At 35.5% G+C, this 13,653-nt stretch carries 17 protein-coding genes; 3 read left to right on the plus strand and 14 right to left on the minus strand.

Features of this window, described 5'->3' with window-relative positions; genetic code table 11:
- Positions 1–15: 15 nt before the first annotated feature.
- The 7 genes from PGC35_RS10085 to PGC35_RS10115 form a co-directional block, all read right to left on the minus strand.
- Positions 16–480: an NUDIX hydrolase gene (locus PGC35_RS10085; RefSeq protein ID WP_375219058.1), complete on the minus strand. Its 465-nt coding sequence runs from the start codon at positions 478–480 to the stop codon at positions 16–18.
- Between the two features lie 43 nt (positions 481–523).
- The gene (locus PGC35_RS10090) at positions 524–883 is read right to left on the minus strand and encodes a hypothetical protein (protein ID WP_375219059.1); all 360 of its coding nucleotides are present in this window, start codon (positions 881–883) and stop codon (positions 524–526) included.
- 248 nt (positions 884–1,131) lie between these two features.
- Positions 1,132–1,851 carry a YebC/PmpR family DNA-binding transcriptional regulator gene (locus PGC35_RS10095; protein ID WP_053591518.1) on the minus strand — a complete coding sequence of 240 codons (720 nt, stop codon included), beginning with the start codon at positions 1,849–1,851 and terminating at the stop codon, positions 1,132–1,134.
- A gap of 98 nt (positions 1,852–1,949) precedes the next feature.
- The gene (locus PGC35_RS10100; protein ID WP_375219060.1) at positions 1,950–2,378 is read right to left on the minus strand and encodes a DUF1801 domain-containing protein; all 429 of its coding nucleotides are present in this window, start codon (positions 2,376–2,378) and stop codon (positions 1,950–1,952) included.
- Between the two features lie 173 nt (positions 2,379–2,551).
- The gene (locus tag PGC35_RS10105; RefSeq protein WP_156350785.1) at positions 2,552–3,070 is read right to left on the minus strand and encodes a DUF2179 domain-containing protein; all 519 of its coding nucleotides are present in this window, start codon (positions 3,068–3,070) and stop codon (positions 2,552–2,554) included.
- Between the two features lie 24 nt (positions 3,071–3,094).
- Positions 3,095–5,140 carry a CocE/NonD family hydrolase gene (locus PGC35_RS10110; protein WP_375219061.1) on the minus strand — a complete coding sequence of 682 codons (2,046 nt, stop codon included), beginning with the start codon at positions 5,138–5,140 and terminating at the stop codon, positions 3,095–3,097.
- A complete protein-coding gene (locus PGC35_RS10115; RefSeq protein ID WP_375219062.1) occupies positions 5,141–6,682 on the minus strand; it encodes a BCCT family transporter in 1,542 nt (513 codons plus the stop codon). It lies immediately after the preceding gene.
- A gap of 151 nt (positions 6,683–6,833) precedes the next feature.
- Between PGC35_RS10115 and PGC35_RS10120 the strand changes: the two genes are divergently transcribed.
- Positions 6,834–7,490, plus strand: coding sequence for a TetR/AcrR family transcriptional regulator (locus tag PGC35_RS10120; RefSeq protein ID WP_375219063.1), 657 nt, complete (start codon positions 6,834–6,836; stop codon positions 7,488–7,490).
- A 52-nt stretch (positions 7,491–7,542) separates the two neighbouring features.
- On the opposite strand, the gene PGC35_RS10125 is transcribed toward PGC35_RS10120, so the two are convergent.
- From PGC35_RS10125 to PGC35_RS10155, 7 genes are all read right to left on the minus strand, one after another.
- The gene (locus tag PGC35_RS10125; RefSeq protein ID WP_375219064.1) at positions 7,543–9,255 is read right to left on the minus strand and encodes a methyl-accepting chemotaxis protein; all 1,713 of its coding nucleotides are present in this window, start codon (positions 9,253–9,255) and stop codon (positions 7,543–7,545) included.
- 296 nt (positions 9,256–9,551) lie between these two features.
- Positions 9,552–9,986 (minus strand): GNAT family N-acetyltransferase, encoded by a 435-nt coding sequence (locus PGC35_RS10130; RefSeq protein ID WP_375219065.1) that lies wholly within the window; start codon positions 9,984–9,986, stop codon positions 9,552–9,554.
- Positions 9,987–9,999: 13 nt separating this feature from the next.
- On the minus strand, positions 10,000–10,458 hold the full coding sequence (locus PGC35_RS10135) for an SRPBCC family protein (protein ID WP_375219172.1): 459 nt from the start codon (positions 10,456–10,458) through the stop codon (positions 10,000–10,002).
- A 10-nt stretch (positions 10,459–10,468) separates the two neighbouring features.
- The gene (locus PGC35_RS10140; protein WP_056833089.1) at positions 10,469–10,900 is read right to left on the minus strand and encodes a MarR family winged helix-turn-helix transcriptional regulator; all 432 of its coding nucleotides are present in this window, start codon (positions 10,898–10,900) and stop codon (positions 10,469–10,471) included.
- A gap of 40 nt (positions 10,901–10,940) precedes the next feature.
- A complete protein-coding gene (locus tag PGC35_RS10145) occupies positions 10,941–11,414 on the minus strand; it encodes a low molecular weight protein-tyrosine-phosphatase (protein ID WP_375219066.1) in 474 nt (157 codons plus the stop codon).
- A gap of 17 nt (positions 11,415–11,431) precedes the next feature.
- Complete coding sequence (locus tag PGC35_RS10150) at positions 11,432–11,839, minus strand: hypothetical protein (protein ID WP_375219067.1); 408 nt, start codon at positions 11,837–11,839, stop codon at positions 11,432–11,434.
- Complete coding sequence (locus PGC35_RS10155; protein WP_053591508.1) at positions 11,836–12,048, minus strand: helix-turn-helix transcriptional regulator; 213 nt, start codon at positions 12,046–12,048, stop codon at positions 11,836–11,838. The genes PGC35_RS10150 and PGC35_RS10155 overlap by 4 nt, the downstream gene beginning before the upstream one ends.
- 155 nt (positions 12,049–12,203) lie before the next feature.
- Here PGC35_RS10155 and PGC35_RS10160 point away from each other — a divergent pair, with 155 nt between their 5' ends.
- Both PGC35_RS10160 and PGC35_RS10165 read left to right on the plus strand, forming a co-directional pair.
- Positions 12,204–12,584, plus strand: coding sequence for an NUDIX hydrolase (locus PGC35_RS10160; protein WP_375219068.1), 381 nt, complete (start codon positions 12,204–12,206; stop codon positions 12,582–12,584).
- Positions 12,585–12,668: 84 nt separating this feature from the next.
- Complete coding sequence (locus tag PGC35_RS10165) at positions 12,669–13,532, plus strand: AraC family transcriptional regulator (protein WP_375219069.1); 864 nt, start codon at positions 12,669–12,671, stop codon at positions 13,530–13,532.
- Positions 13,533–13,653: the final 121 nt, after the last annotated feature.

Consider the following 13,653-nt stretch of genomic DNA (forward strand, 5'->3'; position numbering starts at 1 on the left):
TTTAGCTTCCTTTCTTTATTCCAATCTACCAAGCATATTGTAAGAATCTACATCCCATGTTTCATAAGGAATGAAATGAACAGCTCTCATTGCGTCTAATGTTCTAGATCTCATATGCGGTCGTGTAATATAGTCGGCAATATTATCTTCCGTTAGCCTAATAAACTGTGCTTCTTTTATTTCTTCCGGTTGGATTTTCATTTCCCCACTAATATAAGCTGCTTTAAAAACGACGGACAGTATATGCTTTGTTACATTGTAATAGACACCAGTTACACCTAATGGACGCACTATAATACCAGTCTCTTCAAAGATTTCTCTACTCAGTGCAACATCTAATGGTTCTCCCACTTCTACCTGCCCTCCAGGAGCTTCCCATGTATCTGAACGCCAATGTGTTTTAACTAGTAATGCTTCTCCGTTTTCATTTGTAACATATGCAGACACCGCAATAATATGCTTTGGATATTCGTTAGCCAATTTTATTTTCTCCTTTTACTAATATAAATACCAAGAATAGTAATCATAACAAGTCATTTTTATCACCTACGTACTCACCATCCCTTGTTACTTTTATGTAGCTTCCATTATTTTTAACGGCAAAATCTTCATCGGTGCTTACCCCAACAATTGAATAATATTTAGTACCTTTTGGATAGGTATTTGAAAAGTTCCCAGAATAAGTTCCCTCCATATCTGAATACTTCGTCACATGCCCAATTTCTTTATCAACCTTATCCACAATTTCATCCGTTAGGACATACACATAACCGTCCCATACGACAAACGAGTTGGTCCAATCTGCTTGTGATTTACTTGGGAAAAAAATAGACATAACTAGCGTAAGAATGATTGCTGAAGAGAATAAATACTTCTTGCTCATCCTATGCCCCCCTTAACAGTATTGGACGTATTATATTATTTTCCGTTTCGTCCATTTTTACACTGAGAAGTAAATTCCAACTAAAACTCTTATAATTCCAACTAGGTGCTTCATTTTTACAACTAAACTTGCTTAGTTTCCAACTAAAGCATCATTTTTTCCAACTAAACATTTTCAGAAGCAAAAATAAATAAAAAAAGCTGCCTCCACGTAGTTAAACTACGTATGAGACAACCTTTTAAACTATATTATTCTCCTAAGTCTACGTTATGGTAAACTTGCTGCACGTCTTCTAGATCTTCCAAAGCATCAATCATTTTTTCAAATTGAGCTTGTGCATCAGCATCTAAGGAGATGTCGTTTTGAGCAAGCATTGTTAACTCCGCTACCGTAAATTCCGATACGCCAGCTTCTCTTAATGCTTCTTGTACAGCATGGAATTGATCTGGTTCTGCATAAACAATGACAGAATCCTCTTCTTCGATAATGTCGCGGGCATCTACGTCCGCTTCCATTAATAATTCTAGTACTTCATCAGCTGTTTTTCCTTCTAAACCGATAACTGCAGTCGCATCGAACATATAAGCGACCGAACCACTCACACCCATATTACCGCCATTTTTCCCAAATGCAGCACGTACATCAGATGCAGTACGATTCACGTTATTTGTTAGAGCGTCAACGATAACCATTGAACCACTTGGACCAAAGCCTTCATAACGAAGCTCGTCATAGCTCTCTTCAGATCCACCTTTTGCTTTTTCAATTGCTTTATCAATAATATGCTTAGGCACACTGTATGTTTTTGCACGTTCTAAAACTACTTTTAATGCTTGGTTAGAAGTAGGATCTGGTTCACCTTGTCTTGCAGCTACATATATTTCACGACCAAATTTAGCATAAATACGACTAGTATTAGCATCTTTGGAAGCTTTCTTTTCTTTAATATTGTTCCACTTACGACCCATAAAGTCCCACTCTCTTTCGCTTCATTAAATTTATACTGTAACATTATACATGAAATTCGCACTAAGTAGCAAAATAAATACATTAACTTCCATTAATATTAATTGTTCGGATACAAATTTTGTAAAAACTTAATAGATTGAGTAATCATCTCTTTTAAAACTTCTACCTCAATATCGTCTACTTTATTAATGTACACACAGGATTTTCCTGCAGTATACTTTCCAAACCGCTTTAATGTTTCCTCACGTTCTGTGTCACCCGTAGCAAAATACAAACTGATTTTCGCCTTTCTCGGAGAGAAACCGACAAGCGGAGCATCTCCCTCATGTCCAGAAGAATACTTATAGTGATAGGACCCAAAGCCAATAATGCTTGGACCCCACATTTTAGCCTCATAGCCGGACGTTTCCTCAAAAATCTCTAATATTTTATATGCGTCCTCTCTTTTCTTCGGATTATCTACCTTTTCGATAAATTCCACCACATCATGTTCTGTTTCTTTTGTCTTTTGCTCATATTTAGACATTTATATATCTCCTTTATTAACTATTTTAAATCACTACTATTAACTTTCTAACAAAATAACATAATTCCCTTTATTTTAATCACTAATAGATGCATCTTTTTAAGGTATCCCAAGAACATCATATAAAAAGAAAAAGAGCCTATTCACCTATTGGAATAAAGACTCTTTCTCACTTATTCTGTTAACTTAACTAAGAACCCACCATTGAATCTAGTGGGTTCATATGAAATGATAAATGCCTTTGGAGATAAAGACACAATATAGTTTTTTAGCTTCTGCTCGTTTTTACGCTTCGCTAGGACTTTCATACATAGTCGTTTTCCATCTTTTCCATCCGCAACCCAGGATGTGACGCCATATCCTTTTGTACGAATTTGAGCTGGCAATTCGATTTCTAACGAATCAACAATTACTTCAAAAACGATATACCCAAGTGCTAATCGATTTTCAATAATACTACCTAAATAAACCCCGAGTCCCCATCCAATACAATACGCTAATATATTTAAAGGTTTGTCTAAATTATCTAATACCATCGTCAAACCCATTAAATAAACAAACACTTCTGCCATGGATAAAAATGACGCTACACCTCTGTAGCCTTTAATTACTAAAATTAATCGTAAGGTTGTTAGTGTCATGTAGGTTACATTAATAATAACAATTAGCAATATTATTGAATCCACATCTATTCCAGCTTTCTTTATAAGTAATCTCTATACAAAATCTCGCTCAACCTCAAAGGTTTTCAATTTATCATACACCATTTTTTCTCCTTCAAAAGCTTTCAGATGATTCGTAATATAAAACTTTGTTTCATCCGATTTCATGGTACTCGTTGACTCTAGTCGGGTTTGCCATTTTTCTCTTCCTACCGTTAATACCCAGTCACATTGAACATACGCTGATAGAGGATCTCCCTCGACTATTTTATAAACATTACGATTTTCGCTTCCATATTCCATCCCGTTATACGGAATGCGTCTGCATCCTTCATCGGAAAAATCATCTAGGATCCATTCATTTGTAATCGTATTATGTCTAATTTCTCTCGTTCTTCCAGCTTCTCTTAAGATCTCTCGTTCCATCACTTCCGCCGTTTCGGGATGCTCAAAAGGTCTAATTTCTTGTTCCTGTGCAGGCTTTGTATAAACTGGTAACAATAGTTTTGAATCTTCATCTTTTATTACTTGAATGATCGCTTCCTCCGCTGAAGGCCAAGCATGTGGCCAATTAGTTGGAGAAATAGATACTTGAATCTTGTGTCCCTTTGGAATCTTATATCCAATTGCATCGAGCTCAATTGACACTATAAACGCTTCATTTAACGGCACGTCTTCCGGAAATTCGTTACTATTTCGATGTGTTAAATTTAATTGTCCCCATGTAATTAGTTTTGATGTTCCTTCAGGCGACAAGTCACTTAAGCGTACAGCGATATTTGCTTGTTTTTTATCGCATGTTAGTTTTAACTGAACTTTTGGAAAGCCTAAAATAGCTACTTCTTCTGTTATTTCCTCACTTGTAAAAGTATTAGACAAACCATTCTCAATTCCTTGATCGGACGCCATATCCCCTTCTTGACCAAATGGACAAAAGACCCCTGCATAAAGACCATGCTGTTGATGTGTTTTCAAACGCTCCAATCCACTTTTCGGTTCAAAGGCTAAATCTTGATTATCAAAATAGAAGATTTTATCTTTCACATTGTCCGTTCTCCAACCTTCTTCTACTATCCACTCACCAGGTCTAGTATAGTAGTCAGTTTTGGGAGGAACAGCATCTTGCAAATATACTCGGAAAGCGGGTTCGTCCATAATTCCTGTTTCTTCCTCTTTTAGCCACTGATCCCACCATCGTAAACATTCTTGTAAAAAACCAATTTGAGGTCCTGGGACCGCTACTTCAGGATATTCATGTGCCCATGGTCCAATCAAACCTTTCTTAGGACCTTTTAAGTTCTCCATTAAGCGAAAAACAGCATTTGTGTAGCCATCTGCCCAGCCTCCTACAGCATAGACTGGTATTTTAATATCTTCATAGTTTTCACACACTGAGCCATGCTTCCAAAATGCATCCCTACGTTGATGACGCATCCATTCCTCTACAAATGGTGGAGTTTTTTCTAATCGTTCCAACCAATTTTCTTTCCAGCTTTCCCCTACATGTTTCGGATCAGCAGGTCGTGCGTTATACACGAGCATAGTTGAAGCCCACCATAGCATATCTGAAGCGAGTAAAGCTCCTCCTTTATAATGAACATCATCTGCATAACGATCATCTGTTGAACACAATGTAATTATTGTCTTCAAGGCCGGGTGTTGTCTAGCAGCTACTTGTAAGCCGTTGAAACCACCCCATGACTTTCCAATCATTCCTACTGAACCAGTTGACCATTCCTGCTTTTCAATCCAATTCAGAATTTCTATAGCATCATCCTGCTCTTGTTTTAAGTATTCATCATATAATATCCCTTCAGAATCCCCTGAACCTCTCATGTCAACTCGCATACATGCATAGCCATGCCCTGCAAAATAAGGATGACGAATGGAGTCACGTAAAGCAGTAAATTCATTCTTCCTATAAGGTATATATTCTAAAATGACTGGTACTGGATTAGTCAATGCAGCTTTAGGAATCCAAAGCTTAGCAGATAGCCGAGTCCCATCTGACATCGGAATCCATATATGATCTGTCACTTCTACTTCAAACGGAAATTCTCTTTTGATCGTTCTTGTGCTTTCACGAACATTGAAAACCATTTACTCTTCCTCCTTTAAAGGTTTAATCACTCCATTTGGGTAATCCTTTTTTAGCCAACGAATCAAAGAAGTTGCGAGTAGCAAATAGACGATTATTACTGGTACAGATACAATAACTGAAGAAGTTTGAATAACATTTAATCCACCAATCAGAAGAAGAGCTACAGCAATCGCCGCTAAAATTGCCCCCCAAAGCATACGGTGCCAACGTGCCGGTTCTTGTGTTCCTTCCAACTTTTTCGTCGCTATAGCAGATAATATATATGTTGCAGAATCGAGGGAAGTTGCCAAAAAGATAAAACCAAGAACAATAAAGAAAGGTAATACTATCTCACTTAGAGGCAATGTTTTTAAGATTGCGACAACTGCAGCTGGACCTCCTTCGTTATTCAATACATCCACGACATTCAATTTATCTGTCAATTGAAGGTTAATTGTGTAGCCACCAAATACTCCGAAATATATCCAGCTACCAAGTGATCCCCAAAGTAAAATATGTGTAATAAGCTCTCTAATCGTACGTCCTCTTGAGATTCGAGCTACAAAAAGTCCCATAAATGGAGCCGTAGCTGCAAACCATGCCCAGTAGAAAACTGTCCAAGCTTGTGGGAATCCACTTTTGTTAATAGGATCTGTATAAAAACTCATCATTGCAAAGTTTTGAAGCATAATTCCAAAGCTATTTGTAAAGTTGGAAAGGATAAATAAGGTTGGTCCTGCAATTAACACAAATATCGCAAGACCAAGTGCCATGTATACATTCCAATCACTAAGTTTACGAATTCCTTTATATAACCCCAAATACGCGCTCGCACAGAAAATCACTGTCCAAATCACAATAATAACAATACTTAATGTCATGGACTGTTGTACTCCGAAAACTTCACCGATTACTGTAGAAACCATTGGTACTCCCAGACCAAGTGAAGTTCCAAGACCTCCAACAAGACTCCAAATAACTAAAATGTCAATTGCTTGACCAAGAAAGCCGTCTGCATGTTTTCCTAATATTCCTCTACACGCAGTACTGATTTTTAAAGAATGATTCTTTTTCACGAAGAACGAATAAGCGATCGTTACAGTGGGCATTGCATATAGACACCATGCTGATATCCCCCAATGAAACATTCCATATGCAACAGACCAGTTTGCCGCTTCGTTGCTTAGTGGCTCTATACCAAATGGTGGACCCATATAATAGTAGATAGGCTCCATCATTGACCAAAACATGATACTTGTCCCCATACCTGCACAGAAAAGCATTGCTCCCCAACTAAAAGTCGAGAATTCAGGTGCTTCTTCCCCTAGTTTTACATTTCCATATTTACTAAAAACAAGCCACATTAGCATAATGAATAAACCAAAAGTTAAAAATTGAAATGCCCAATCGAGTTGATGGGTAATTCCTTTTAAAATACTATTCATTAATGGTTCCGCTGAATCTTTAAAAACAACTAACGAGACTATTGCTATTGCGATTACAATTAATGAAGACCAAAAAACTAATGAATCAATTTTGACTTTTTCCATTTCCTTTTCCATTTTATTTCCCCTTTTGCCCTTTTTATTAATCATGATTAAAATATAATCATGATTATATTTTATTACTTTGACATTGTATCATGGTATAATAAGGGCATCAATATATTTTCTGAAAATTTTTTCTTTAATCTAGATAGGTGTGATTTTGTAAATGAATAAGAAAGAAATAAAGCGCAGAAGAATGTGGACATATTTTATCGATGCAACGGAAGAACTAATTAAAACAGAAGGGTTTCAACAAGTAACGATACGAAATGTCGCAGAAAAAGCAGGCTATAATAGCGCAACTATTTATAACTATTTCAGCGAATTCTCTCATCTTCTTTTTTTCGCGTCCTTTAAGTTTCTGAAGCCATATTTATCAAAGGTAACAAAAGAGATAAAAAAAGAAGAAGATCTTATTCAGAAGTACGTTGTTGCTTGGGAATGTTATAGTGAATACTCTTTTAATAATCCAGATATTTTCAATGCAGTTTTTCTTATGGACTTAGGGGATAACCCTGAAAATCTACTCGATCGTTATTATGAGCTCTATCCATCTGATTTGTTAGAAATACCTGAAGAACTACATCCATTATTATTTGATAGAAATATCTCTTCCCGTGGACGTTTTGCCTTAAGCGGAATAGTGGCTGCGGGTATCCTAAGTGAAGAAAAAGCAGAAGAATTGAATGAGCTTACTAACTTGGTTTGGCAAGGTATGTTCTCCAACTTACTAAATAATCGCGCTTACTATTCTCCTCAAGAAGCACATGAACGTACGATGAAATATGTAAAAAAAATAATTAATATGATGGTAGAGAAATAGAAAAAGGGCATTCTGAATAGGAATGCCCTTTTTGCGTGTGTAATACAATTATTTAAATTTTAAATTTGGTTACTAATTCATTCAGATCTTCAGCCATTTTAGCTAACACTTTAGAAGAACTACTGATTTCTTCCATTGAGGCCAATTGCTGTTCTGTAGAAGCTGCCACTTCTTCAGAGCTTGAAGCATTTTCTTGTGCAAATGCTGCTAGTTCTTCTGCTGTATCAGAAACAGATTGTGTACTTCTTGAAATCTCTTGGACAGTAGACGTCATTTCTTCAATTTGAGGAGTGATATTTCTTGTTTTTTCTAGTATTTGCATAAACTTCTCTGCAGTTTCAGTAGTGATTTGCATTCCTTCTTTAGCATTGTCCATTACTTCTCCCATAAATTGTACGGATTCATTTGAATTATATTGAATGCTAGTAATAATTTCAGCGATAAGCTTGGTTGACGACATAGATTGTTCTGCAAGCTTTCTTACTTCATCTGCAACAACTGCGAAACCTTTACCATGCTCACCCGCACGGGCAGCTTCAATCTCTGCATTGAGAGCAAGTAAATTAGTCTGAGCTGCAATATCATTTATAACATCAAGAATTTTGCCCACTTCATTTGATTGGTGGGATAAAGAAGATATTACCTCATGTGATTTCTGAACAGAAGATTGAATATTACTCATTTGTTGTAAATTGTTTGCTACAATCATATTTCCTTCTTCTGCTTCTTTCGATGTATCTTTAGCTAGGTCAGAAATTTTACTTGAACCTTCTACTATTACATTAATTCCATTTAACACATCTTGTAATTCACTTGAATTATTTTCAAGTTTACTAGTTGAATGTTCAGCACCTGTAGCAATCTCCTCAATAGCATTAGCAACGTGATGTGTAGCAGCTGAAGTCTGCTCTGCACTAGCGGTAAGCTGCTCGGAAGCCGCAGCAACTTGTTGAGAGGTTTCAGCAACAGTCTGTATAATTCCTCTTACCCCACTAATCATTTGATTAAAGGAATTTGTTAATACTCCTAGCTCATCTTTCGATCGATAACTACCATGAACAGTAAAGTCTCCAGCCTCAGCTTTAGAAAGAAGTTCTTTTAGTTCGTTTGTCGGTCTTACAATCATCTTCATAACAATTAGTCCTACAAAAACTGAAATAACCATACTTGCAACTAATATTACACATAACATGATTATCGCTTGTTTGATATCATCCTGATTTTGTTTATTAATTTCTTCTGCATATTCAAGATTATATTGTTGAAGAGTCATTAGTGTTTGATCGATAGCCTCTCTCTTTTCACCTACTTCTCTTTTATATATATCATATGCTTTTGTGTTTTCATTTTTCATTGCAAAATTAATCATTTCATCCCTTGATTCAGTTAAATCTGCTACATCTTGATCATATTGATTTATAGATTCTATTTCTCGTTCTGTTTGAGCAATTTCTTTAAATTTGTTCATTTGTGATATGACGTTTTCAATTGATTTATCCATACTAGCTTTCAACTGAGCATTATCTTTAGGATCATCTGTTAATGTGATGCTCAGTAGATTACTATCAATTCTAGCATTTTCATATCTCACTTCGCCAAGCCATTGAGTAGGTTTTAATAATTGGTTATAAACTACTTCTGATTTTTGTGCCATTTCTTTAACGTAGTTAAATCCTGTTAAGCCTATACATAAGGATGCTAGTGCTCCAATTCCTATTAACACTAGTAACTTCTGAGTAACCTTTAAATTCCTTAAAATACCCATCTTTTTTCTCCCGTTCAACATAAGAATTTTTTTAAATGCGGAATATTGGCTAACGGGACAAAACCTATGTTATCATCAGTGTTCACACCACATTATCAGTATTCATTCTCATATTAAAACACAGCTTTAGGCTAAAATAAATATATTTTTATTGTAAAAAATACCATAAAAATGTGAATGATTCCTAAAATTTTTAATAGTTGTTTAGTATTATTGATAAAGACCCTAATAAAATACCATTATTTTATATTTATCTGTAATTAATAGTAAAAATTCTATAATTAAATTTAGGATACTTAGAGCTCTTTTTCCAACACAATCTTATGTTTCCCTTTTTCACTCACAAAAGTTTCTATTACGTTAAAACCTAACTTAATATTTAATATAAGCATTTCGCGTTTAATATTTCGAGAAATAGTTCGTACATTTATGTAACCCAACGACTTAATAAGTGCATGCTGTCTCCGCATTAACTCGGATGCAATTCCATTTCCCCGATAGTCAGTGTGAACACCACCTAACCAGCTATAAAAGGTATCGCTTGAATATTTATATCCAATTTTAAATCCAACAACCCGTTCTCGATCACAAGCAACAAAGATTATCATATTTTCTTTTTCTGCTAATTTCTCTTCACGAAGCTGCGACCCTTCAAAAACATGCTCATGTAAATCCATTATCCCATTTAGTACGGAAGCTTTTGGTATTCTTTCATAATAAATATAGTCCAAGCACCTTTCCTCCCTAAACATGTTTTGTTTCTGCAATTTTCTTCAACTCATCTGCTCTAACTAATATAAAATTTCTCATGTATTTTTCTAAAAACAATTTATCTGCAATTATTCCTACAAACCCGAAAGGAGCTTTATATTCAAATGTGTCAGTCATCTTTGTTCCCGTATCACATTCGACAAATTCATGCGTATGCGTAAATGAATGAAATGCTCCTTTTACCATTACATCTACAAATCTAAATGGCATGTTCATTTCAATTATTTTAGCAGTCAATTTTTGTTTAAAACCAAAATGAGTTGCTTCCCAAGTGATACTATCACCCAAATTGAGCAGTCCAGTTTTCACGCCGGCAACCGCCTTTTCATTTGTTTTTGCCGTAGTTTTAGTGTGAATCTCAACATTTCTAGCTAAATCAAAGCACCTAGCTATAGGAGCCATAATATACGTTGTATGTTTTATTACAGGCATACTCAACCACTTATTTCTCCTCATGATCCAGATTTTTCAATATTTTTTCATATAAAGTCAACAGCTGTTGAAGCTCTTCGTCATTTAATACTTGGAAGAGTTCCATATGTAGTTCCTCCCCTTTTTTCCTTGCTTCTTGGAGTAGGGCTTCTCCTTTAGGAGTGATACTAATTAAAACATTTCTTCGATCTTCTTCATTATAAACTCTCTCTGCATAACCTTCCTTCACCAGTTTTGTAGAAGTGTTTGTAATCGCACCAGGCGTATATCCCAAAGTAGACGCCAAGACAGTTGACTTTTGCGGTCCTTTTTTTCTTAATTCTGCTAAAACAAGAATTGGGGAAAGTCCGATATTTTTATCAAAAGCTTTTGTCCATCTAATAATTGCTTCATTCGAGAATAATTCAAGAGTTCTTATTACCTTAAAAATATCTGGTTTCATTTACTCAACTCCCATACTTTTTCTTAACTCCTCCGAACAGTCAATTGAACTGATCTTCGTGATTCGACTTTATACTATTTAATAGTGCGTGACATCCCTCTATTACAAGGTCATACGTTTCTTGAAAGTCTCCAGTGTAATAAGGATCGGGTACATCTTTTTTGTGATCTGTTAAATCTAAAAAACGTATTATTTTCGGGTGATCTGGTTGACCAAGTATCTCTCGAATATTTGTCACGTTACTCGCATCCATCCCAATAATATAGTCAAAATTTTCATAATCAATCTTCTCTAACTGTCGACCGACCATTCCTTCTGTTGAAATGTTATATTCTTTTAGTTTGGAAATCGTCCCTTTATGTGGGGGATCACCAATATGCCATGAGCTCGTTGCGGCAGAATCTACTTGAATCTTTTCATTTAAATTCTCTTTTTCAACTAAATGTTTAAACACCGCTTCAGCCATTGGAGAACGACAAATATTCCCTAGACATACAAATAACACGTTAATCATTTCTAATTTCATCCTTTCTATATTAGTTTTGTAACAAATACCCCAATTCCTATTAGAAAATATACCACCATCATATAAACAATAAGCATACCTGTTTCAATTGTTTCTACACCCATTGCGAATAGAATGAGTAGAAGAGCACCACCGCCTAAAAGAACAACATATAGGGCAATCGAAAAATATTTTTTCATTAATAATAGAGTACGTTCATCCACATCAGGCATTTTTCCATTCCGTTTCTGACGCCATTTCGAAATAAGTAGGAAAATGATGAAACCACCAACTATGCCTACTGTTATAGGGATCAGTAAATCAAAACTAAAGTTCCCCTCTTCTTTTCCAACAAGATAAACACCAAGTAACCCACCAATAAACATACAACCTATTACAACTGCATAAATAATGACTTCATAGCGTTTCTTCATTTTTCACTCTCCCTTAGGTAAAACAATTTCTCAATTGGTACATCAAAATATTTAATCAGTTTTAGCGCAAGCTCTAAACTGGGATTGTATTTATTGTTCTCAATTGCCGTTATTGTTTGTCTTGTAATTTGCAAATCCTCTGCCATCTGAATCTGTGTGATTCCTTTTTGTAATCGAATTTCCTTAATATGATTAATTACCTTCGTCATCTCTTGCCTCCAAAAAAAGTAAAGATATCTTTACATATAGAATAAAATATTATTTTTTAAATGTAAAGATATATTTACATTCATTATTGTCACCTATTTCAATCAATTATTGTTATAATTTTACTACTAAATAAAAAGAAACAAGGGGTATTGACATGAGAAATCGAGGAGCAACTGTCATTATTGAAAATGATCGTGTTGCATTAATTAAAAGGACTAAACCACATATCACTTATTATGTGTTTCCAGGTGGAGGCATTGAAAGCGGTGAAACTCCTGAAGAAGCTGCAATAAGAGAAACGTTCGAAGAATTAGGCGTACACGTTCAAATTAAACGTCAACTAAAAGTATTAGAGCAAAACGGAAGACAATATTATTATTTAGCCGATATTATTGGTGGCACTTTTGGGGCAGGAACTGGTGAAGAATACACACAAACTTCGGTCCAACGTGGAACTTACGAACCGATTTGGGTCAACATAGAGGACCTTCCTACACTAGATGTTCGTCCAAAAGAAATAGTTGAAATACTTTAAGCTAAAAAAACAGTCCAAAGTAAGCACAAAATGACAGGATGGGTTACTAGTTATTGCTTATGATGAATACAAGGAGTGAGTACAATGGGTTGGGTAGAGTCGATTCAAAAAGCAATTAATTATATGGAGGAAAACTTACTAGAGGAGTTATCAATGGAGAAAATTGCAAAAGAAGCAAATTCCTCCGTGTTTCATTTCCAGCGAACCTTTTCTATCTTAACAGATATGTCTATCTCGGATTATATCAGACGGAGAAGACTAACATTAGCCGCGCAGGAATTAATGAACACGGATAATAAAATTATCGATCTCTCCTACAAATATGGCTACGACACTCCTGAAGCTTTCACAAAAGCCTTTCGTAAGCAACACAACTTGACGCCGAGTGAAGCACGTAAGATGCAAGGAAAATTACAATCATACAATCGCCTGATAATCCAGGTAAGCTTGAAAGGAGCAGAACCAATGAAGTATAAAATCGTGGAGAAAGACAGTTTCCAAGTGGTTGGATTGAAAAGAACGTACAATTGCAAAAATGGTGAGAACACACAAGGTATCCCTTTATTTTGGGATGAAGTGAACGGAGACGGAACGGATGATTTACTGTTCCAGTTAAACAATGGTGCAATCGATGGTGTGCTAGGGGTTTGTGTTGCAGATGAAAATTTTAAAGATAACAGCTTAATTGATTATTGGATTGCAACGAGCCATGTAGGTGACGTACCAGAAAACCTAGAAGCTATGGAGATTCCTGCTTCGAAATGGGTAGTGTTTGAGGTTCACGGTCCAATGCCAGATGCAATGCAAAATACATGGAAGCAAATTTACTCCGAATGGTTTCCTTCTAACTCTTATGAGCAAGCAGGAACACCTGAGTTAGAAGTCTATTCCAATGAGAATCCATCGAATCCTGATTATTACTCTGAGATTTGGATTCCTATTAAGTAACTTGAAAACCCGATGAGTAATTTCTAGATACTCGTCGGGTTTTTTATCCGATTATGTGATGTTATTATCCGATTATTAAGGATTATTAAGGATTATTAAGGATTATTATCCGATTGTTAAG

Origin of the sequence: Psychrobacillus sp. PGGUH221 (assembly GCF_042055255.1) — a bacterium.
In the GTDB taxonomy this organism is placed as follows: Bacteria; Bacillota; Bacilli; order Bacillales_A; family Planococcaceae; genus Psychrobacillus.